The 21,931-nt window shown below is 69.5% G+C and carries 18 protein-coding genes; 9 read left to right on the top strand and 9 right to left on the bottom strand.

Going from position 1 to position 21,931, the window contains the following annotated elements; all coding sequences use genetic code 11:
* Nucleotides 1-6: 6 nt before the first annotated feature.
* Both IH68_RS0124480 and IH68_RS0124475 read right to left on the bottom strand, forming a co-directional pair.
* The gene (locus IH68_RS0124480) at nt 7-1,089 is read right to left on the bottom strand and encodes a metallophosphoesterase (RefSeq protein ID WP_030938803.1); all 1,083 of its coding nucleotides are present in this window, start codon (nt 1,087-1,089) and stop codon (nt 7-9) included.
* A gap of 201 nt (nt 1,090-1,290) precedes the next feature.
* The gene (locus IH68_RS0124475) at nt 1,291-2,403 is read right to left on the bottom strand and encodes a LacI family DNA-binding transcriptional regulator (RefSeq protein ID WP_030938801.1); all 1,113 of its coding nucleotides are present in this window, start codon (nt 2,401-2,403) and stop codon (nt 1,291-1,293) included.
* A gap of 400 nt (nt 2,404-2,803) precedes the next feature.
* Between IH68_RS0124475 and hisC the strand changes: the two genes are divergently transcribed.
* Nucleotides 2,804-3,883 (top strand): histidinol-phosphate transaminase, encoded by a 1,080-nt coding sequence (hisC, locus tag IH68_RS0124470; RefSeq protein ID WP_030938799.1) that lies wholly within the window; start codon nt 2,804-2,806, stop codon nt 3,881-3,883.
* A gap of 7 nt (nt 3,884-3,890) precedes the next feature.
* Here hisC and IH68_RS0124465 read toward each other — a convergent pair whose 3' ends face one another.
* Entirely contained in the window at nt 3,891-4,292 is a 402-nt protein-coding gene (locus IH68_RS0124465) for a cyclophilin-like fold protein (protein ID WP_030938795.1), read from the bottom strand.
* A 210-nt stretch (nt 4,293-4,502) separates the two neighbouring features.
* Between IH68_RS0124465 and IH68_RS0124460 the strand changes: the two genes are divergently transcribed.
* From IH68_RS0124460 to IH68_RS0124445, 4 genes are all read left to right on the top strand, one after another.
* Nucleotides 4,503-6,011: a cytochrome ubiquinol oxidase subunit I gene (locus IH68_RS0124460; RefSeq protein ID WP_030938793.1), complete on the top strand. Its 1,509-nt coding sequence runs from the start codon at nt 4,503-4,505 to the stop codon at nt 6,009-6,011.
* Nucleotides 6,012-6,029: 18 nt separating this feature from the next.
* Nucleotides 6,030-7,034 (top strand): cytochrome d ubiquinol oxidase subunit II, encoded by a 1,005-nt coding sequence (gene cydB, locus IH68_RS0124455; protein ID WP_030938791.1) that lies wholly within the window; start codon nt 6,030-6,032, stop codon nt 7,032-7,034.
* Nucleotides 7,035-7,094: 60 nt separating this feature from the next.
* Nucleotides 7,095-10,634 (top strand): thiol reductant ABC exporter subunit CydD, encoded by a 3,540-nt coding sequence (gene cydD / locus IH68_RS0124450; RefSeq protein ID WP_030938788.1) that lies wholly within the window; start codon nt 7,095-7,097, stop codon nt 10,632-10,634.
* 142 nt (nt 10,635-10,776) lie between these two features.
* Complete coding sequence (locus tag IH68_RS0124445; protein WP_030938785.1) at nt 10,777-11,835, top strand: M23 family metallopeptidase; 1,059 nt, start codon at nt 10,777-10,779, stop codon at nt 11,833-11,835.
* 28 nt (nt 11,836-11,863) lie between these two features.
* Here the strand turns inward: IH68_RS0124445 and IH68_RS0124440 are convergent, their stop codons facing one another.
* From IH68_RS0124440 to IH68_RS0124415, 6 genes are all read right to left on the bottom strand, one after another.
* A complete protein-coding gene (locus IH68_RS0124440) occupies nt 11,864-12,751 on the bottom strand; it encodes an HAD hydrolase family protein (RefSeq protein ID WP_199931915.1) in 888 nt (295 codons plus the stop codon).
* A 76-nt stretch (nt 12,752-12,827) separates the two neighbouring features.
* Nucleotides 12,828-13,739: an LLM class flavin-dependent oxidoreductase gene (locus tag IH68_RS0124435; RefSeq protein WP_030938779.1), complete on the bottom strand. Its 912-nt coding sequence runs from the start codon at nt 13,737-13,739 to the stop codon at nt 12,828-12,830.
* Between the two features lie 92 nt (nt 13,740-13,831).
* Nucleotides 13,832-14,395 (bottom strand): RNA 2'-phosphotransferase, encoded by a 564-nt coding sequence (locus tag IH68_RS0124430; protein ID WP_030938776.1) that lies wholly within the window; start codon nt 14,393-14,395, stop codon nt 13,832-13,834.
* A 123-nt stretch (nt 14,396-14,518) separates the two neighbouring features.
* Entirely contained in the window at nt 14,519-15,451 is a 933-nt protein-coding gene (locus tag IH68_RS0124425) for a MerR family transcriptional regulator (RefSeq protein WP_030938772.1), read from the bottom strand.
* Nucleotides 15,452-15,569: 118 nt separating this feature from the next.
* On the bottom strand, nt 15,570-17,342 hold the full coding sequence (locus IH68_RS0124420; RefSeq protein ID WP_030938769.1) for an SDR family oxidoreductase: 1,773 nt from the start codon (nt 17,340-17,342) through the stop codon (nt 15,570-15,572).
* Complete coding sequence (locus IH68_RS0124415; protein ID WP_030938766.1) at nt 17,339-18,181, bottom strand: M24 family metallopeptidase; 843 nt, start codon at nt 18,179-18,181, stop codon at nt 17,339-17,341. The genes IH68_RS0124420 and IH68_RS0124415 overlap by 4 nt, the downstream gene beginning before the upstream one ends.
* Nucleotides 18,182-18,349: 168 nt before the next feature.
* Here IH68_RS0124415 and IH68_RS0124410 point away from each other — a divergent pair, with 168 nt between their 5' ends.
* Genes IH68_RS0124410 through IH68_RS0124395 form a run of 4 tightly spaced genes read left to right on the top strand, consistent with a single transcriptional unit; the run spans nt 18,350 to nt 21,918 of the window.
* A complete protein-coding gene (locus tag IH68_RS0124410; RefSeq protein ID WP_199931914.1) occupies nt 18,350-19,381 on the top strand; it encodes an ABC transporter ATP-binding protein in 1,032 nt (343 codons plus the stop codon).
* The gene (locus IH68_RS0124405) at nt 19,371-20,279 is read left to right on the top strand and encodes an ABC transporter permease subunit (RefSeq protein WP_030938760.1); all 909 of its coding nucleotides are present in this window, start codon (nt 19,371-19,373) and stop codon (nt 20,277-20,279) included. Before IH68_RS0124410 ends, IH68_RS0124405 begins: the two co-directional genes overlap by 11 nt.
* A complete protein-coding gene (locus tag IH68_RS0124400; RefSeq protein WP_030938755.1) occupies nt 20,276-21,187 on the top strand; it encodes an ABC transporter ATP-binding protein in 912 nt (303 codons plus the stop codon). Before IH68_RS0124405 ends, IH68_RS0124400 begins: the two co-directional genes overlap by 4 nt.
* A gap of 11 nt (nt 21,188-21,198) precedes the next feature.
* Nucleotides 21,199-21,918, top strand: a complete 720-nt coding sequence (locus IH68_RS0124395; RefSeq protein WP_030938752.1) for an ABC transporter permease — start codon at nt 21,199-21,201, stop codon at nt 21,916-21,918.
* The last annotated feature ends 13 nt before the right edge of the window (nt 21,919-21,931 follow it).

Raw genomic sequence — 21,931 nt, 5'->3', positions numbered from 1 at the left:
GAACGTTCAGATATCCAGCGGCAGTTGCTGGACCAGCAGCTTTCCGGCCATGGTCACTCCGCCGTCCATCGCGATGGCGAGGCCCTCGGCGTAGACGTGCGGTCCTTCGACCACGGGCCCGGCGCTGTCCTCGCCCTCCTCCGAGCCGACCTCGCCCAGCAGATACGGAATGGGGCTGTGACCGTGAACAATCCGCGTGCCGCCGTACGTATCCAGCAGGGACCGTACGGCGTCTGCACCGCCCTCGTCGCGGAAGGAGAAGCGCTTGGTGAACTTGCGGAACAGATCCCAGCACTCGTCCGCGTCGTTGCGCGTGAGCGTTTCGCGGACGGTGTCGTTGACGGCCTCGATCGAGTCGCCGTAGTCGAGGTAGGCGGTGGTGTCCGAATGGACCAGCAGATAGCCGTCGACCTCCTCGATCGCGTCGAGGCGGGCCATCCACTGGAGGTGATGGTCCTGGAGGCGGTCCATGTCGGTCTTCTGGCCGCCGTTGAGCAGCCAGGCCGCCTGGAAGGTGGCGGTGCCCGCACCGGAGTTGACGGGGGTGTCGCCGAACCGCTTGGCGCCCAGCAGCAGCAGTTCGTGGTTGCCCATGAGCGCCTTGCAGTAGCCGCCGGCCGCGGCCGCCTCCGCGGACAGGCGCATCACGAGGTCGATGACGCCGATGCCGTCCGGGCCGCGGTCCGTGAAGTCGCCGAGGAACCAGAGCCGGGAGGTGCCCGCGCACCAGTTCCCCGCGGCGTCGATGAGGCCCTGCTCCTGGAGGGCGGCCAGCAACTCGTCGAGATAGCCGTGCACATCACCGACGACGTACAGCGGGCCCGCGCCGTCGGTCTGCTGCGGGACGGGGAGGGATGCGGGGTCGACGGACACCTGAAGCGTGTCACCGCGGTTGATGACCGGCAGGTCGCGCTGTGTCGGGGTGTACCCCTCCGGGTGGTCGGCCGGCTCCTCGACGGGTCTGGCGACGTCGCCGGGGTGTGTGCTGTGGCCGTACGGACCGGTCTCGTGGACATACGCCGGTACCCGGAAGTCGCGCAACGTCGCCGTCCGCTCCGTCTCGGGTCCCTGACCGGCCCCCTGAGTCATCAGACCCCTCCACCATCGCGCCGCATCTGCACCGCTTCGGACTGCCTGGTCGCAGCGGCCCGCGGTGTCGTGGGCCCATCATAGGAATGCCGATCGCGCCATGTGATGACCCAGGGGTGGTGAATCGGAGGAAGAGTCCAGTTCACCGCGGCTTTCGCCCCGATTGGGCAGGGCTTCGACCGCCTGCTAACGGCCTCTGTTCTACTCCTCTTCGGGCGAGCGCGGCGCGCTGACCGTCGTACGCGGCGGACGTCGCTGGGACGAGGTACGCACGATCAGCTCCGTCGGTATCACCTGCTCGACCGGTTGGTCCGATTCGACCCCCTCGATCGCGTCGATGAGGAGCTGCACCACGGCCGTGCCGATGCGGCGCGGCTTCAGTGAGAGTGTGGTGATGGGCGGTTCGGTGTTGGCGTACACGGTGGATTCGCTGCAGCAGACCAGAAGCAGGTCGTCCGGTACCCGCAGGCCGTAGCGGCGGGCCGCGGCGAGCAGGTCGGTGCCGTTCGGGTCGAACAGGCCGTAGACGGCGTCGGGCCGGTCGGGCCGGGCGAGCAGCCGGTCGGCGGCGACGGCGCCCGCGCACGGGTCGTGCGCCGGGTAGGCCTCGTACACGGGGTCCTGTCCGACACGTTCGCACCAGCGCAGATACGCCGTGGTCGACAGGTGGGTGTACGTGTCGGTCGAGGTCCCCGTCAGCAGTCCGATGCGGCGTGCGCCGGCATCGGCCAGGTGGTCGAGGATGCCGAGTACGGCGGCTTCGTGGTCGTTGTCGACCCATGCGGTGACCGGCAGCGAGCCGGCCGGGCGGCCGTCGGAGACGACGGGCAGGCCCTGCCGGACCAGTTCGCTGACCACCGGGTCCTGGTCGGAGGGGTCGATGACGACTGTGCCGTCCAGCGCGACGTTCGACCACACGTCGTGGCGGGAGGTCGCGGGCAGGATGACCAGGGCGTAACCGCGGGCGAGCGCGGCCGAGGTGGCGGCGCGCGCCATCTCGGCGAAGTACGCGAACTCGGTGAAGGTGAAAGGTTCATCCCCGTAGGTCGTCACGGTCAGGCCGATGAGGCCCGACTTGCCGGTACGGAGGGTTCGGGCCGCTGCCGACGGGCGATAACCCAGCCGGTCGGCGACCTCGCGGACATGGCGCCGGGTGGCGTCCGGGAGCCGGCCCTTGCCGTTGAGGGCATCGGAGACGGTCGTGATGGAGACTCCGGCGGCGGCGGCAACGTCTCTGATGCCCGCCCGGCCCGGCCGGCTGCCTCGGCGTGAGGTTTCCGCGCGGCTCACCTGGTGCTTCCCTGCTGCTGTCATGGCGAGCCGATAGTAGGGCTCATGGAGTGGGGTAGGGCGGACGCATATGCACGCGTTGACAGGCACGTTTCTGCAAGGTCATATACCGTCAACTGCCTTTGAAGCAAAGTCAGTTGAACGATCCAATGGAACTACGTGACTTGTCGGCGCGCATGGGCCTGCCAAGTCCCCGATGTTTCGAAGAGGTCTCAACTCACCTTGATGGGCGATGCGCGCCAGGGCGCGAGCCACCGGCGCATAGATATATGTGACCGCGCCCCCCGGTTCGTCTTGCTACGGGCGGTGATGCCCCTGATGTGCGTGTGACGGATGAGGTCTGTCCTCAGCTGTACGCAGCGGCGCCGAATCCTCATAAGGTGAGCAGTATTGGAAGCCGGTGGTGGTCATGAGGAGGACTGCGGTGAGCGAGACGAGCCCCAAGCTGCGCGCCGAGCTGGAGGGTATCCCCACCTACAAGCCGGGCAAGCCTGCCGCGGCGGCGGGCCCGGTGGCCTACAAGCTGTCCTCCAACGAGAACCCGTATCCGCCGCTGCCCGGTGTGATGGAGACGGTGACGGCCGCGGCCTCGTCCTTCAACCGCTACCCGGACATGGCCTGTACAGGCCTGATGAGCGAGCTGTCGGACCGCTTCGGCGTCCCGCTCTCCCATCTGGCCACCGGCACGGGTTCGGTCGGTGTCGCCCAGCAGCTGATCCAGGCCACCAGTGGCCCTGGTGACGAGGTCATCTACGCCTGGCGGTCTTTCGAGGCGTACCCGATCATCACGCAGATCAGCGGCGCGACCTCGGTGCAGGTGCCGCTGACCCCGGGCGATGTGCACGACTTGGACGCGATGGCGGATGCGATCACCGACCGGACGCGCCTCGTCTTCGTCTGCAACCCCAACAATCCGACCGGCACGGTGGTACGGCGCGCCGAGCTGGAGCGGTTCCTCGACCGGGTGCCCGGCGACGTGCTGGTCGTGCTGGACGAGGCGTACCGCGAGTTCATCCGCGACAGCGAGGTACCGGACGGCGTGGAGCTGTACCGCGAGCGGCCGAACGTCTGCGTGCTGCGCACGTTCTCCAAGGCGTACGGCCTGGCGGGCCTGCGGGTCGGCTTCGCGATCGCCCATGAGCCGGTGGCGGCGGCGCTGCGCAAGACGGCGGTGCCGTTCGGCGTGAGCCAGCTTGCGCAGGAGGCGGCCATCGCCTCGCTCCGGGCCGAGGACGAACTGCTGGGCCGGGTCGGCTCGCTGGTCTGTGAGCGCAACCGCGTGGTCGACGGGCTGCGTGCGCAGGGCTGGACGGTGCCCGAGACCCAGGCCAACTTCGTGTGGCTGCGGCTGGGGGAGAGCACGGTCGCGTTCGCGTCGGCGTGCGAGCAGCACGGCGTGGTGGTCCGGCCGTTCCCGGGCGAGGGTGTGCGGGTGACGGTCGGGGAGACCGAGGCGAACGACATCTTCCTGAAGGTGGCGGAAGGGTTCCGCAAGGAGCTGTGAACCGGCGTCAGCCGTCTACGACTTCCACGCGCACCGGGTCGCCGTCGCGGACCGTGGCGAGGAGCGCGGGGGTGCCGTCGAGGCGGCCCAGAACGTTGCACGGGCTCGCGAGGCGGCACTCTCCCCCAAACTCCGTTCGGGGGGACCCCCAGCCTCGCGAGATCGGGGTGGGGCCGTAGGGGAGTGCCAGGGCGTCGCCGTCGGTCCAGAAGGCGACCGTGCCGGGGTCCACGACCTGTCGGGCCGTTGTTTCACGTGGAACAGAGACGCCCGTGTCGAAATAGACCTCCTCGCCCCAGGTGCGGGCGGTGGAGGCGAGGGGCAGTGCCTTGGTGAGGGCCTGGGCGGTCGGGGTGTCGTCGAGGGTCGCGGTGAGGTGGCCGGCGGGCCACGAGATCCGTATCTGCACGGCAGGCAATTCAACAAGATGTTGAAGTCGCTGCCAAGGGGTTGACGTGACGGAGGAGACACCACCCCCGCTGCGTGCGTCGAAAATCAGTGGGTCATAATTGCTTGTGAATGTGAACGCGTTCACAAGCGTGTCCCGTTGCTCCGATGATGCGTGTCACACAAGGGGCAAACTGCCGCTGTACCACGGCGACCTAAGGAGACTGACGACGTGAATCTGGCTCTGGCGCCGGAGACGTTGGCGCGCTGGCAGTTCGGCATCACCACCGTCTACCACTTCCTCTTCGTCCCCCTGACGATCTCGCTCGCCGCCCTCACGGCAGGCCTACAGACGGCCTGGGTGCGCACGGAGAAGGAGAAGTACCTCAGAGCCACCAAGTTCTGGGGCAAGCTCTTCCTGATCAACATCGCGATGGGTGTGGTCACCGGCATCGTGCAGGAGTTCCAGTTCGGCATGAACTGGTCCGACTACTCGCGCTTCGTCGGTGACGTCTTCGGCGCCCCGCTTGCCTTCGAGGCCCTGATCGCGTTCTTCTTCGAGTCGACCTTCATCGGCCTGTGGATCTTCGGCTGGGACAAGCTGCCCAAGAGGATCCATCTCGCCTGCATCTGGATGGTCTCGATCGGCACGATCCTGTCGGCGTACTTCATCCTCGCGGCCAACTCCTGGATGCAGCACCCCGTCGGCTACCGGATCAACAAGGTGAAGGGGCGTGCCGAGCTCACCGACTTCTGGCACGTGCTCACCCAGAACACCGCGCTCGCCCAGGCGTTCCACACGCTCTCCGCCTCCTTCCTGACCGGCGGCGCGTTCATGGTCGGCATCGCCGCCTTCCACCTGTTCCGCAAGAAGCACGTCTCCGTGATGAAGAGCTCGCTGCGGCTGGGGCTGGTCACCGTCGTCATCGCCGGTCTGCTCACCGCGATCAGCGGCGACACGCTCGGCAAGGTCATGTTCAAGCAGCAGCCGATGAAGATGGCTGCCGCCGAGGCGCTGTGGGACGGCCAGAACTCCGCGCCGTTCTCGATCTTCGCGTACGGCGACGTCAGCAAGGGTCACAATTCCGTCGAACTGTCGGTCCCCGGCCTGCTGTCCTTCCTCGCCGACGACAACTTCAACTCGTACGTCCCCGGCATCAACGACACCAACAAGGCCGAGCAGGAGAAGTACGGTCCCGGCGACTACCGGCCCATCATCCCCGTCACCTTCTGGGCGTTCCGCTGGATGATCGGCTTCGGCATGGCGTCCTTCGCCATCGGCCTGGTCGGACTCTGGCTGACCCGCAAGAAGTTCATGCTGGCGCAGCATCTGAGGGTCGGCGACGACGAGGTGCCGCATCTGGTCCTCTTCAGGAACAAGGCACTCAGCCCCAAGCTCAGCAGGCTGTACTGGCTGGTGGCGATCTGGACCCTCGGCTTCCCGCTGATCGCCAACTCATGGGGCTGGATCTTCACCGAGATGGGCCGACAGCCGTGGGTGGTCTACGGCGTCCTGCAGACCCGGCACGCGGTCTCCCCCGGTGTCTCCCAGGCCGAGGTCCTCACCTCGATGATCGTCTTCACCACGCTCTACGCCATCCTCGCCGTCGTCGAGGTCAAGCTGCTCGTGAAGTACGTCAAGGCCGGCCCGCCCGAGCTCACCGAGGCCGACCTCAACCCGCCCACGAAGATCGGCGGCGACACCCGTGACGCCGACAAGCCGATGGCCTTCTCGTACTAGGCCGAGGGAGATCGAGTCATGGAACTTCACGACGTCTGGTTCGTTCTGATCGCCGTCCTGTGGACCGGCTACTTCTTCCTGGAGGGCTTCGACTTCGGGGTCGGCATCCTCACCAAGCTGCTGGCGCGGAACCGGCCCGAGAAGCGGGTGCTGATCAACACCATCGGGCCCGTGTGGGACGGCAATGAGGTCTGGCTCCTGTCGGCCGGCGGTGCGACCTTCGCCGCCTTCCCCGACTGGTACGCCACGCTCTTCTCCGGCTTCTACCTGCCGCTGCTGATCATCCTGGTCAGCCTGATCGTGCGCGGTGTCGCCTTCGAGTACAGGGCGAAGCGGCCCGAGGAGAACTGGCAGCGCAACTGGGAGACCGCGATCTTCTGGACCTCGCTGATCCCGGCGTTCCTGTGGGGCGTCGTCTTCGGCAACATCGTGCGGGGCGTGAAGATCGACAAGAATTTCGAGTACGTCGGCACCTTCTGGGATCTGCTCAACCCGTACGCGCTGCTCGGCGGGCTCGTGACCCTCACGCTGTTCACCTTCCACGGGGCCGTGTTCACGGCGCTCAAGACGGTCGGTGACATCCGGGAGCGGGCGCGGAAGCTGGCGACGGTGGTCGGTCTCGTCACCGCCGTGGTGGCGCTGATCTTCCTGCTGTGGACGCAGGTCGACAGCGGCGACGGCAAGAGTCTGGTCGCGCTCGTCGTGGCCGTGGCCGCGCTGGTCGCAGCCCTGGTGGCGAATCAGGCCGGACGCGAAGGATGGTCGTTCGCGCTGTCCGGGATCACAATCGTGGCCGCCGTGGCGATGCTCTTCCTGTCGCTCTTCCCGAACGTCATGCCGTCCTCGCTCAATGGGGACTGGAGCCTCACGGTCACCAACGCCTCGTCGAGCCCCTACACCCTGAAGATCATGACCTGGTGCGCGGGGATCGCCACGCCGATCGTCCTGCTCTACCAGGGATGGACCTACTGGGTGTTCCGCAAGCGGATCGGTACGCAGCACATCGCAGACGCTGTGCACTGAGTCCGAGTTGGGGCATGTTTCACGTGAAACATGCCCCTTGAGGAAGAGGGTGTGTTTCACGTGAAACCGATCGACCCGCGACTGCTCCGATACGCCCGTGCCACCCGCCTCTTCATGGTGGCGGTCGTCGGCCTGGGCGTGGTCGGTGCGGCGCTGGTCATCGCTCAGGCGATGCTGATCGCCGAGGTGGTGGTGGGTGCCTTCCAGCACGGGATGTCGGTTGCCGAACTCCGCACTCCCCTGCTGCTCTTGGCGGCCGTCGCCGTTGGCCGTGCGCTGGTCTCGTGGCTCACCGAGCTCGCGGCGCACCGGGCGAGCGCGGCGGTGAAGTCGGAGCTGCGGGGGCGGCTGCTGCAGCGCTCCGTCGAGCTGGGCCCGGGATGGCTGAGCGGGCAGCGGACCGGATCGCTCGTCGCCCTTGCCACCCGTGGAGTCGACGCCCTCGACGACTACTTCTCGCGCTATCTGCCGCAGCTGGGGCTCGCGGTGGTCGTGCCGGTGGCGGTGCTGGCCCGGATCGTCACCGAGGACTGGGTCTCGGCAGCGATCATCGTGGGGACCCTGCCGCTCATCCCGGTCTTCATGGTCCTGATCGGCTGGGCCACGCAGTCCCGGATGGACCGTCAGTGGCGTCTGCTGTCCCGGCTGTCGGGGCACTTCCTGGATGTCGTCGCGGGGCTGCCGACGCTGAAGGTCTTCGGGCGGGCCAAGGCCCAGGCCGAGTCGATCAAACGCATCACGGGCGAGTACCGGCAGGCGACCATGCGGACGCTGCGGATCGCCTTCATCTCGTCCTTTGCGCTGGAGCTGCTCTCCACGCTCTCGGTCGCGCTGGTCGCCGTGACGATCGGCATGCGGCTCGTACACGGTGAGATGGACCTGTACACAGGCCTTGTCATCCTCGTCCTCGCTCCTGAGGCCTATCTGCCCTTGCGTCAGGTCGGCGCGCAGTACCACGCGGCGGCGGAGGGGCTTGCGGCGGCCGAGGAGATCTTCGCGGTCCTGGAGACGCCTGTGCCGGTGTCGGGCACGGCGCCCGTGCCGGCGGGCGGTATTGCCTTCGAGGGGGTGACGGTTCGGTATCCCGGGAGGTCCGAGGATGCCGTGTCGGACGTGTCCTTCGCCGTTGAGCCCGGCGAGACCGTCGCGCTCGTCGGACCGAGCGGCGCGGGCAAGTCGACGCTGCTGAATGCCCTGCTGGGGTTCGTGCGGCCGGCCGAGGGGCAGGTGCGGGTCGGGGGAGCCGATCTCGCCGAGGTCGATCTCGAGCAGTGGCGGTCGAGGATCGCCTGGGTTCCGCAGCGGCCGCATCTGTTCGCCGGGACGATCACCGAGAACGTACGGCTGGCCCGGCCCGACGCCGACGACAGTGCCGTACGCCAAGCGTTGAGCGACGCCGGGGCGATGGGGTTCGTGGACGCGCTGCCCCGGGGCACCGAGACCCTGCTCGGGGAGGACGGGGCCGGGTTGTCCGCCGGGCAGCGGCAGCGGCTCGCGCTGGCCCGGGCGTTCCTCGCGGACCGGCCCGTACTGCTGCTCGACGAGCCGACTGCCGCTCTGGACGGCGCCACCGAGGCCGAGGTCGTGGAGGCGGTACGGCGGCTGGCGGTGGGCCGGACCGTGCTGCTGGTGGTGCACCGGCCGGCGCTGCTGGGGGTTGCGGACCGGGTGGTGCGACTGGAGACGGCGGACATGGCAACGGCGGACATGGCAACGGCGCCTGAGGAACCCACATCGCCCGCCTCTTCCGTGGAGCCCGGAGCTGTGAGGAGGTCCGATGGAGCCCCCATCGAGGCCGCCGACCCCGCCCCGGTGCAGGCCGGGACGACCGGTCTCACGACAGGCACGCGCGCTGTCCTCGCCCGCGTCCGGGCCATGTCCGGCCCCCGGCGCAGCCGTCTCGCCCTCGCCCTGCTGCTCGGGAGCCTTGCGCTCGGCAGTGCCGTCGGGCTCATGGCCACCTCCGGGTGGCTGATCTCACGAGCCTCGCAGCAACCGCCCGTGCTGTATCTGATGGTGGCCGTGACGGCGACGCGGGCCTTCGGTATCGGGCGGGCCGCCTTCCGGTACGCCGAGCGGCTCGTGTCGCACGACGCGGTGCTGCGGATGCTCGCCGACACCAGGGTCGCCGTCTACCGGCGGCTGGAGCGCCTGGCGCCCGCCGGGCTGCGCAGCACCCGCCGTGGCGACCTGCTCTCGCGCCTCGTCGCCGACGTGGACGCCCTGCAGGACTACTGGCTGCGCTGGTTGCTGCCCGCCGGATCCGCAGCGATCGTGTCCGCCGCGTCCATCGGCTTCACCACCTGGCTGCTGCCCGAGGCCGGCCTCGCACTCGCCGTCGGGCTGGTGGCGGCCGGAGCCGGTGTCCCGCTGGTCACCGGTGCCGTGGCCCGCCGCGCCGAACGCCGGCTGGCCCCCGCCCGAGGGGTGCTCGCCACGCGCGTGACCGACCTGCTCACCGGCACCGCGGAGTTGACCGTCGCCGGCGCCCTGCCGGCTCGTACCGCCGAGGCACGGCGCGCCGACGGCACGCTGACCCGGATCGCCTCACGCGCCGCCACCGCCACCGCGCTCGGCGACGGACTCACCGCGCTGCTCTCCGGTCTGACGGTCGCCGCAACGGCCCTCGTGGGCGCCCAGGCAGTCGCCGACGGGCGGCTGGGCGGCGTGACGATGGCCGTCGTCGTCCTCACCCCGCTGGCCGCCTTCGAGGCGGTCCTCGGGCTGCCGCTCGCCGTGCAGCACCGGCAACGGGTGCGCAGAAGCGCGGAGCGCGTGTACGAGGTCCTGGACGCGCCCGAGCCGGTACGCGAGCCGGAGCAGCCCCGCCAGGCCCCCGCCTCCCCCTTCCCCATCGCCCTGAAGGGTCTGACCGCCCGGTACGAAGGGCAGGACCGGGATGCGCTCGACGGCCTCGACCTCACCCTTCACCAGGGACGCCGGATCGCCGTGGTCGGACCGTCCGGCTCCGGCAAGACGACGCTGGCCCAGGTGCTGCTGCGCTTCCTGGACCCGGACGCGGGCTCGTACACGCTGGCCGGCGTGGACGCCCACGCGCTCGACGGCGACGACGTACGACGGCTCGTCGGACTGTGTGCCCAGGACGCGCACCTCTTCGACAGCTCGGTACGCGAGAACCTGCTGCTGGCGCAGAAGGACGCCACCGAGGGCGACCTGCGCGACGCGCTCGCCCGGGCCCGGCTGCTGGACTGGGCCGACAGCCTGCCCGACGGGCTCGACACACTGGTCGGCGAACACGGGGCCCGGCTGTCGGGCGGACAGCGACAGCGCCTCGCGCTGGCCCGCGCACTGCTCGCCGACTTCCCGGTGCTCGTGCTCGACGAACCCGCCGAACACCTCGACCTGCCGACGGCCGACGCCCTCACCGCCGACCTGCTGGCCGCCACCGCGGGCCGCACGACGCTGCTCATCACGCACCGGCTCGCCGGCCTGGAGACGGTCGACGAGGTCGTCGTACTGGACGAGGGGCGGGTGGTGCAGCGCGGGACGTACGCCGAACTGGCCGCCGTACCAGGGCCGTTGCGGGCGATGGTGGAGCGGGAGGCCGAGACGGAGTTGCCGGCCGGAGCGCCGTCGTAGCACGGGCGCAGCGGTTACGGTGCCGCAAGCGCCGTACCGACTCGTCACGATCCGTCCGTACTGAGCCATCCGGGGTGCTGCTTCCCCCAGGCGCAGGACTTGAACATGACCCGTCCCGGCCGGTCGGGCCACGATCGCTGACATGCGCTCATTCCGCCGTCATCCGCTGATCCTTCCGGCCCTGCTGTGTGCGCTCGTCGTCCTTGTGGCCCGGCCCACGGAGGCGATGGGTGTGGGCGACGGAGACGGGATCGGCAGCGGTATCAGTGCCCAGGTCGCGCAGCTCTACGAGGATGCGGCGCTGGCGACGGAGCAGTACGAAGCGGGTCGCCAGGAGGCCGAGGTGCGGCGGGCGCAGGCCGAGCAGGCCCAGGCGCTGCTGGACGGCGAACGGCGGGAGATCGCCGGCCTGCACGAGGACCTGGGCAGGATGGCGCGCGCCCAGTACCGAACCGGCGGCGGTCTCCCGGTGGCCGCGCAGCTGATCCTCGCGGACAGCCCCGACGCGCTGATGCGCAGCCAGCACGTCCTGGCGCAGGCGAATCTGGCCCTGGCCGGCTCCGTCTCCCGCAGCCGCCGGGCCGAGGCACGCTTCGCCGCCGGCGAGGCGAAGGCCAGAGCGGCGTGGCAGGCGCTGGGGAAACGGAACATCGAGCTCGCCGCCGTGAAAGACACGATCGAGCGCAAACTCGAGGAGGCGCGAGGGCAGTTGCAGGGGCAGGCGGAGGCCTCCGTCGCGGCCGGCAGCTGCCGCGGCTCCGTCCGGCTCCAACAGCCCACGACGAACCTCACGCAGCCGTGGGTGGCGCTCGTGGAGACGTACGAACTGTCCGCCGGCTTCGGCAGCGGCGGTGACCGGTGGGCGAACCGGCACACCGGACAGGACTTCGCGGTACCGATCGGCACACCGGTGCGGGCGGTCGGCGCGGGACGCGTGGTGAGCGTGTCCTGCGGGGGCGCCTTCGGCATCGAGATCGTGATCCAGCACCCGGGCGGCTACTACACCCAGTACGCCCATCTCGCCGCCGTCGCCGTCGACCAGGGCGAGCGGGTGGACACCGGGCAGTGGATCGGTCAGTCGGGCACCACCGGCAACTCCACCGGCCCGCATCTGCACTTCGAGGTGCGCGTCACGCCGCAGATGGGCTCCGCGGTGGACCCGGTGCCCTGGCTGGCGGCACGCGGCGTTCCCCTCGCATGACCAGCGCTGCCCCGATCACTTCGGGCGGCTAACGCCGCTCCGCCAGCATCCGCTCGATGACGAGCGCCACCCCGTCGTCGTTGTTGGCGACCGTGCGGCCCGAGGCTGCGGCGATGACGTCCGGATGCGCATTGCCCATCGCGTAGGACCGGCCCGCCCAAGTGAGCATCTCGACATCGTTCGGCATGTCCCCGAAGGCGACGACCTCCTCATGCGAGATACCGCGCTCCGCGCAGCACAGGGCGAGCGTGCTCGCCTTGGAGACACCCGGGCCGCTGATCTCCAGCAGCGCGCTGGGACTAGACCGGGTGACGTTGGCCCGGTCGCCGATGGCGAGACGGGCGGCGGTGAGGAAACCGTCCGGGTCGAGGGTCGGATGGTACGCAAGGATCTTCAGGACCGGCTCGGCGGATCCGGGCCCGTCGGGCGCCAGCAGATCCTCGGCCGGCATGAGGTTGTCCGGGATCTCCATGTGCAGCTTCGGATAGTCCGGCTCCTGGTGGAAGCCGTACGTCTGCTCCACCGCGTACACCGTGCCCGGCGCCGCCTCGCGCAGCAGCCGCACGGCGTCCAGCGCGTTGTCACGGGCCAGCTCCCGTACCTTCACGAACCGGTGGGCACCCGGACCGCCGTGCAGGTCGACCACGGCCGCGCCGTTGCCGCAGATCGCCAGGCCGTGGCCGTGGACGTGGTCGCTGACGACGTCCATCCAGCGGGCCGGCCGGCCGGTGACGAAGAAGACCTCGATGCCCGCGTCCTCGGCGGCGGCGAGGGCGGCCACCGTGCGCGGGGAGACCGACTTGTCGTCCCGCAGGAGGGTGCCGTCGAGATCGGTGGCTATGAGCCGCGGCGCAGCGGCGGCGGCCGGGGTCTCGGGCTGTCGAGTCGCTGAGGTCACCCGCCCATTCTCCCGCATATGCCTGCACGGCCGTGCAGGAGTCCGCACATGTGAGTGGTTACCGTCCTCATCAGCACCGTCACAGCCCGTCCGCTCAGCCGAGCTGGGCCGCGGCCTCCATGGCTATCTGCTCGAAGACCTTCTCGTCTGCGGCGAAGTCGGAGTCCGGGACGGGCCAGTGCAGCACGATCTCCGTGAAGCCCAGCTCACGGTGGCGGCCCGCGAAGTCCACGAACGCGTCCAGCGACTCCAGCGGCCGGCCGCGGTCCGGAGTGAAGCCGGTGAGCAGGATCTTGTCGAGGCCCGTCACGTCCCGGCCGATCTCGGCGCAGGCGTCGGCCAGCTTCTCGGCCTGACCGCGAATGGCTTGAACCGACTGTTCAGAAGTGCCGTTCTCGTACAGCCTGGGGTCGCCCGTGGTCACCCACGCCTGCCCGTACCGCGCAGCGAGCCGCAGCCCGCGCGGGCCTGTCGCCGCCACCGCGAAAGGCAGTCGGGGACGCTGCACACAGCCCGGTATGTTGCGCGCCTCGTGCGCCGAGTAGAAGTCGCCCTCGTACGACAGCCCCTCCTTGCCGTCCTCGGTCAGCAGCCGGTCCAGGAGCTGGACGAACTCGGCGAACCGGTCCGCGCGCTCCCGCGGCGTCCAGGGCTCCTGCCCCAGCACGGTGGCGTCGAAGCCGTTGCCGCCCGCGCCGACGCCGAGAGTGAACCGGCCCGAGGAGATGTCGTCGAGGGAGATCAGCTCCTTCGCGTACGGCACCGGGTGGCGGAAGTTCGGCGAGGTCACCAGCGTGCCCAGCCGCATCCGGTCGGTGACGGCCGCCGCCGCGGTCAGAGTCGGTACGGCACCGAACCACGGACCGTCCCGGAAGCTGCGCCAGGACAGGTGGTCGTAGGTGTACGCGGTGTGGAAGCCGAGCTGCTCCGCGCGCTGCCATGCCGAACGGCCGCCCTCGTGCCACCGGCGGTACGGAAGGATCACAGTGCTCAGACGCAGACTCATGTTCCCGAGACTAAGCCGCCCCAGTGACAACGGACGAAACAGTCACCGTGCGCGGTCGCACGGCCACGCGCCGAGGGGGCGGGGGCGGTGCGTCAGTGCGGCTGAGGGAAGCGCAGGTACTGAGGCGGCACGGTCTTGGTGAGCCACACCCCGTTCTCGCTGACGTGGAAGACGTACCCGTCGCGGTGCATGGCGGCCGCGTCCACGGACAGCACGACGGGCCGGCCGCGGCGGGCACCGACACGGGTCGCGGTCTCACGGTCCGGCGAGAGGTGCACGTCGTGCCGGTTCATCGGCCGCAGCCCCTCGGCGCGGATCGCGTCCAGGTTGCGGGCCGCAGTCCCGTGATAGAGGTACGACGGCGGCGTGGCCGGGGCCAGACCGAGCTCGATCTCGACGCTGTGGCCCTGGCTGGCGCGGATTCGGGTGCCCTCGACGGCGAAGCGTTTCTTGTCGTTCACGGCGACGACGTGGTCCAGCTCCTCGCGGGTGAAGCGGAAGCCGTGCGCGGCGGCAGCGGCGATCAGCACGTCGATCTCGACCCAGCCCGCCTCGTCGAGGGTGAGCCCGATCCGTTCGGGCTGGTGGCGCAGGTGTTTCGAGAGGTACTTCGACACCTTTACGGTGCGTCTTTCGTCGATGCGTCTTTCGTCCATACGGTCAGCATGACGGGAGAGACGTGGATCACGCAGATTATTTTGGGGGGTAGGTTTGATCCACAACCAACTGTAGTTATCCACAGGCTACTTGGCGGTTCTGTGGACAACTCTGCTTACACGTCAGTGGTGTTCGTCAAGATCGAGTGGGGGCACCTCTCTTGACGTGAGCGCGTCCAACGCCCTTGCCCTTACCTCTCGTTCGGCCGCCAGGCGGATGAACTCCGCCGCCCGCTCCGGGCCAACCAGGCCTTCCACCGCCCGTATTGTCTCCTGGGGCAAGGGCACGGAGCGTGACGTCGGGCGGTCCGGTGCGGGTTCCTTGGAGCCGAGCTGCTGTCGCAGATGGCGTACTGCCAACAAGCGCATCGCGCGCGCGAGTTCCGCATCCACCGTCTGCTGCGCGAGCGGCCGCAGTCGCCGTACGAGCGAGGCGGCTTCGGCCGCGTCCGCGTCGGTCGGTCGGTGCGGTCCGTCGAGGTAGCGGGCGAAGACGTGCTCGGTGGTGAACTCCAGGAAACGGGCGGCGATGTGCTCGACCTGGCCCCTCAACTCCCGGAGATGGCCTGAGATCGCGGCCAGCGGGACACCGGCTGCGTACAACTCGACGGCCACAGCGAGCTCTTGGGGACTCGGCACGAGGAAGGAGTCCTCGTCGCCGGGAACCGGCTCCAGCACGCCCAGCTCCACGGCGTCGGCGACCGCCGCGTCGTCGGGGTCGCCGCCGAAGCGCTCGTCCAGTTCGGCGCGCGAGATCCGTACCGCCTCCTCGTCGGTCCACGGGCCGTCGACCTCGGCCACCAGCCCGAGCACCCCGCCCAGGCCGCGGCCCGCGTCCCACGCCTCCAGGAGCTCCTTGATGGAGGCCAGGGTGTAGCCGCGGTCCAGCAGGTCTGCGATCTGGCGCAGGCGGGCGAGATGTGCGTCCGAGTAGAGGTTGGCGCGGCCGCGGCGCTCGGGACGGGGGAGGAGGCCGCGGTCCTGGTAGGCGCGGATGGTGCGGACGGTGGCGCCGCTGTGGTGTGCCAAATCCTCTATCCGGTACGGCGTTTGCATGGTGAGTGCCTCCGTCCGCCGGCGTGCCGTCGGCCGACGGCATCCGGTGCTGCGGGCCGTGCCGGTCGTTTCGCCCTGCTGAACGACCGGCCACGGCGGTTTCCGAGCAACTGCCCACTCACAGCGGTGGCTCCATGCGTGCGATCGCCCGCAACGCGCGCGGGGAGAACCGGGACATGAAGTGGGCGCCTCTGGCTTCTGGTGTGACCGGAACGACCGCCTCGTTGCGCACGACCGCGCGCAAGATCGCGTCGGCGACCTTCTCCGGCGGGTAGTTGCGCATGCCGTACAGCCGTGCCGACTTCTTCTGGCGCCGCTTCTCCTCCTCGGCGTCCACGCCCGCGAAGCGTGCCGTCGAGGTGATGTTGGTGTTGACGAAGCCCGGGCAGATCGCGCTCACGCCGATTCCCTGGCCTGCAAGTTCCGCGCGCAGGCACTCGCTGAGCATCAGCACGGCCGCCTTGGAGGTGCTGTAGGCGGGCAGCGCCTTGGACGGCTGGTACGCGGCTGCCGACGCGGTGTTGACGATGTGGCCGCCCTGTCCGCGCTCCGCCATCTGCTTGCCGAAGAGCCGGCAGCCGTGGATCACGCCCCACAGGTTGACGTCGAGGACCTTCTTCCAGTCCTCCGGGCTGGTGTCGAAGAAGGAGCCGGACAGGCCGATCCCGGCGTTGTTCACCAGGACGTCCACCACTCCGTACTCGGTGGCGACCTTCTCGGCGAGCTTCTCCATGGCGTGTTCGTCGGAGACGTCGGCCGTCTCCGCCCAGGCCTCGGGGGCGCCGACCAGGCGGGACAGCTCCGCGGTGCGGGCGGCGGCCTCGGTGTCCCGGTCGACGGCGACCACGCGTGCTCCGGCCTCCGCGAAGGCGAACGCCGTGGCCCGCCCGATGCCGCTGCCCGCGCCGGTGACGAGGACGAGTTGCCCGCCGAACCGCTCGGCGTACCTGCCGGTCGCCTGCACCCTGTTCTTTCCTCCCTCGGTGGCCGTCACGAACTCGGTGACCCAGGAGGCCAGTTGGTCGGGACGGGTGCGCGGTATCCAGTGTTTGGCCGGGAGCGTGCGGCGGGTCAACTGCGGGACCCACCGCTCCAGTTCGTCGTAGAGCCTCTCCGACAGGAACGCGTCTCCCAGGGGCGTGATGAGCTGCACGGGCGCGTGCGCGTAGGCGTCCGGGCGGGGCCTGCGCAGTCTGGCCCGGACGTTGTCCCGGTACAGCCAGGCGCCGTGCGCCGCGTCCGTGGGGAGTGAGGACGTCGGGTAGTCGCCGCCGGGCACCTTCTCCAGGCGCTCCAGGATGCGCGGCCAGCGTTTGCCGAGGGGGCCGCGCCAGGCGAGCTCGGGCAGTACGGGCGTGTGCAGCAGGTACACGTACCAGGATTTGGCGCCCTGGCCGAGGAGCTGGCCGACACGGCGCGGGGTGGGTCGCTTGACGCGTTTGCTGATCCAGTGCCCGAAGTGATCGAGGGACGGGCCGGACATCGAGGTGAAGGACGCGATGCGGCCCTCGGTGCGCTTGACGGTGACGAACTCCCAGGACTGGACCGAGCCCCAGTCGTGTCCCACGACGTGCACCGGCCGGTCCGGGCTGACGGCGTCGATCACCGCCAGGAAGTCGTCCGTGAGCTTCTCCAGGGTGAAGCCGCCGCGCAGCGGCTGCGGTGCCGTCGATCGGCCGTGTCCGCGGACGTCGTAGAGGACGACATGGAAGCGCTCGGCGAGCCGCGGGGCGACCTCGGACCACACTTCCTTGCTGTCGGGGTATCCGTGCACGAGGACCACCGTCGGCTGCCCGGAGTCCCCCAGCTCGGCCACGCACAGCTCCACGCCGCCGGTCCGTACCCGGCGCTCCCGCGCGCCCGTAAGCACCGACTGGGAAAAGCCCGTCACTTGTCCTCCGCCCAGCGCCGCACGTGCGGCAGATCGTCGTCCAGCCAGAAGGCGCTCTCCTCGGGGTCCCTGGAGTCGGTGACGACCAGGATCTCCTCGAACTTCGCGCCCGTACCCCGGAAACCGAGATGGGGTTCGACCGCCCACAGGCCCGGCTGCGGAGGGTGGTCGGAGAAGCGGTACGGCGACCACAGCGGGGACCAGCCGTCGCGGTGGCCGTGCAGTGCGTCGGAGGCGAGCCCCTTCAGGGACTGTGTGCCGAACCCGAACAGATGCGGTGACCAGCGGCGCTGTCTGACCCGGTCGACCTTGTGCGCGATCACGCCGAAGGGATAGGCGCGGTGCCGGTTGGCGTAGCCCTGGCGGACCATGAGGCGGTCCACGTCCTCGTAGATCGCGCGCAGCGGGCGCCGCTCGCGCACCTCGCGCAGGATCAGCTCGCGGTGCGCCTCCAGGTCGGCCATGAGCTTGTCCTGGACGGGGTTGATCCCTAGGGAGCCCGAGTAGCCGATGTCGGCCGTGAAGCCGTCGTACACCGGAGCCATGTCCAGGATGAACGGCATCCCGGGCTCGAGCCGCCGGTCCGTCGGGAAGAACTGGAGCGGGATGCGGAAGTTCACGAACGCCGTGCGGTCCCCGAACCAGGCGAACGGCAGATGGAACCAGTCCCGCACGCCCCGCTCGCGCAGCCAGGCGCGCTGCATGCGGGCCGCCTCGCGCTCGGTCACCCCCGGCTGGAGCTGTGCGGCGACCGCCTCCGCGCACTCGTAGGCGAGGCGTTGCACCTGCCTGAAGCCCCGCAGCTGCGCGGAGAGTTCACCTGTCACTGCCGTCGTCATGCCACCGCCCACCTCGTCCACGCCGACTGCGGTACGTGCCCGTAACTTGACACTGGTGAATGTGACAGTTGTTAGAGGCTGCGTCAATAGGAGGGGTCCGGGCTGTGGATAACTCTGCGTAGCTCTCAGGTAGGGGAATCCCCTACGGACCCGTACGCCTGGAGGCTGATGCCAGGACAGCTCTGCGGTCTGACGACCGGCGTGGTCCGCGTCACTATCGTCGAAGACGTGACTGTGATCGCGACCGAAAGCCTGAGCAAGCGGTTCCCCCGGGTGACCGCGCTTGACCGGCTCTCCGTCGACGTCGGGCCCGGCGTGACCGGACTCGTCGGAGCGAACGGAGCCGGCAAGTCAACACTGATCAAGATCCTTCTGGGTCTGTCCCCCGCCTCCGAGGGCCGCGCCGAAGTGCTCGGGCTCGACGTCGCGACCAAGGGTGGCGACATCCGTGAGCGGGTCGGCTACATGCCGGAGCACGACTGCCTGCCGCCGGACGTCTCGGCCACCGAGTTCGTCGTCCACATGGCGCGCATGTCGGGCCTGCCGCCCACGGCCGCACGCGAGCGCACCGCGGACACGCTGCGCCATGTCGGTCTGTACGAGGAGCGCTACCGCCCCATCGGCGGCTACTCGACCGGCATGAAGCAGCGTGTCAAGCTCGCGCAGGCCCTGGTCCACGACCCACAGCTGGTCTTCCTGGACGAGCCGACCAACGGCCTCGACCCGGTGGGCCGCGACGAGATGCTCGGCCTGATCCGCCGCATCCACACCGACTTCGGCATCTCGGTCCTGGTCACCTCGCACCTGCTGGGCGAGCTCGAGCGCACCTGTGACCACGTCGTCGTCATCGACGGCGGCAAGCTCCTGCGCTCCAGCTCCACCACGGACTTCACCCAGACCACCACCACCCTCGCGATCGAGGTCACCGACACCGACGAGCACCCGGACGGCACGCGCGCGGTGCGCGAATCGCTGCACGCGCGCGGGGTGGACGTGGTCGACGGCAGCGACGGCCTGCCGGGTGCCGGGCACATCCTGCTGCTCACGGCGCAGGGTGAGGAGACGTACGACCTGGTACGCGACGTCGTCGCGGACCTCGGCCTCGGCCTGGTGCGCATGGAGCAGCGCAGGCACCACATCTCGGAGGTCTTCACGAGCGAGGAAGAGCAGCGGAAGGAGGCGGTCGGCCATGGCAGTTGAGCATCCCGCGGCGGCTGCGCCGGGTGACCAGACCCGCATCCACAACATCGGCTACCGCACCTACGACGGCCCCCGTCTCGGCCGCTCCTACGCCACCCGCTCCCTGTACTCGCAGTCCCTGCGCGGCGCCTACGGCCTCGGCCGTTCGATCAAGTCCAAGGTGCTGCCGATGCTGCTGTTCGCGGTGATGTGCGTGCCGGCGGCCATCATGGTGGCCGTCGCCGTCGCCACCAAGGCGCACGAACTGCCGGTCCAGTACACGCGCTACGCGATCATCATGCAGTCCGTCATCTGTCTGTACGTCGCCTCGCAGGCACCCCAGTCCGTCTCGCGCGACCTGCGCTTCAAGACCGTGCCGCTGTACTTCTCGCGGCCGATCGAGACCGCCGACTACGTGCGCGCGAAGTACGCGGCGCTGGCCTCGGCGATGTTCATCCTGACCGCCGCCCCGCTGATCGTGCTCTACGTGGGCGCGCTGCTGGCCAAGCTCGACTTCGCCGACCAGACCAAGGGATTCGCACAGGGACTCGTATCCGTGGCACTGCTCTCGCTGCTCTTCGCCGGCATCGGCCTGGTCATCGCGTCGGTCACCCCGCGCCGCGGCTTCGGCATCGCGGCCGTGATCGCCGTCCTGATCGTCTCCTACGGCGCCGTCTCGACACTCCAGGCGATCGCCGACGCACAGGGCAGCACGAGCGCCATCCCGTGGATCGGTCTCTTCTCGCCGGTCACGCTCATCGACGGTGTGCAGTCCGCCTTCCTCGGCGCGACCCCGGCACTCCCGGGGGGCCACGGCCCCTCGACCGGCCAGGGCGTGGTGTACGTCCTGCTCACCCTGGGACTGATCGCCGCCAGCTACGGCCTCCTGATGCGCCGCTACAAGAAGGTGGGACTGTGACCACGCTCCAGATCGACCATGTCTCCCGCTGGTTCGGCAACGTGGTCGCCGTCAACGACATCACCATGACGATCGGCCCCGGCGTCACCGGCCTGCTCGGCCCGAACGGCGCCGGAAAGTCGACCCTCATCAACATGATGGCCGGCTTCCTGGCCCCCTCCACCGGCACCGTCACCCTCGACGGGCAGCAGGTCTGGCGCAACGAGTCGATCTACAAGCACATCGGCATCGTCCCCGAACGCGAGGCGATGTACGACTTCCTCACCGGACGCGAATTCGTCGTCGCCAACGCCGAGTTGCACGGCCTGGGCGACAAGGCCGCCGCGCGCGCCCTGGCCACGGTCGAGATGGAGTACGCACAGGACCGCAAGATCTCCACGTACTCCAAGGGCATGCGCCAGCGCGTGAAGATGGCGAGCGCCCTGGTCCACGACCCTTCGCTCCTCCTCCTGGACGAGCCCTTCAACGGCATGGATCCCCGCCAGCGCATGCAGCTCATGGACCTGTTGCGGCGCATGGGCGACGAGGGCCGCACCGTGCTGTTCTCGTCCCACATCCTCGAAGAGGTCGAGCAACTCGCCTGGCACATCGAGGTCGTCGTCGCCGGACGGCACGCGGCCAGCGGTGACTTCCGCAAGATCCGCCGCCTGATGACCGACCGTCCGCACCGCTACCTGGTCCGTTCCAGCGACGACCGCGCGCTTGCGGCCGCCCTGATCGCCGACCCGTCGACGTCCGGCATCGAGGTCGACCTGGCGGAGGGCGCGTTGCGCATCCAGGCCGTCGACTTCGGCCGTTTCACGGCGCTGCTGCCCAGGGTCGCCCGCGACCACGGCATCCGGCTGCTGACGGTCTCGCCGTCCGACGAGTCCCTCGAGTCCGTCTTCTCGTATCTGGTCGCGGCGTAGGAGGCCGAAAGATGTACGACCCCACAGTCGCCCGGCTCACCTACCGGGCCCTGCTCGGCCGTCGCCGGGCCCTCATCCTGGGCGCCCTGCCCCTGCTGCTCATCGTCATCTCCGTCGTCGTCCGCGCCCTCGCCGGCGCCGACGACCAGACGGCCTCCGACCTGCTCGGCGGGCTCGCGCTCGCCACGATGGTGCCGCTCATCGGCGTCATCGCCGGCACGGGCGCGATCGGACCGGAGATCGACGACGGCTCGGTGGTGTATCTGCTGTCCAAGCCGCTGAAGCGGTCGACGATCATCTTCACCAAGCTGATCGTGGCGATCGCGGTGACGATGGTGTTCTCCGCCCTGCCCACCCTCATCGCCGGCTTCATCCTGAACGGCAACGGTCAGCAGATCGCCGTCGCCTACACGGTCGCCGCGCTGGTCTCCTCCATCGCCTACGCGGCGCTGTTCCTGCTGCTGGGCACGGTGTCCCGGCACGCGGTGGTCTTCGGGCTCGTGTACGCGCTCGTGTGGGAGGCCCTGTTCGGCTCCCTGGTGCCCGGTGCGCGCACGCTGAGCGTCCAGCAGTGGTCGCTTGCCGTCGCCCACAAGGTCGCCGGCGGCGACCTGGTCACCTCGGAAGTCGGCCTGACGACGGCCACGGTCTTCCTGGTCGCGGTGACCGTCCTGGCCACCTGGTACGCCGGTCAGAAGCTGCGCACGCTGAAGCTCGCCGGTGAGGAGTGACAAGTCCTGACCT

It is taken from the genome of Streptomyces sp. NRRL S-646, from assembly GCF_000720765.1.
In the GTDB taxonomy this organism is placed as follows: Bacteria; Actinomycetota; Actinomycetes; order Streptomycetales; family Streptomycetaceae; genus Streptomyces.
This window is presented reverse-complemented; position numbering and strand designations above follow the sequence as displayed.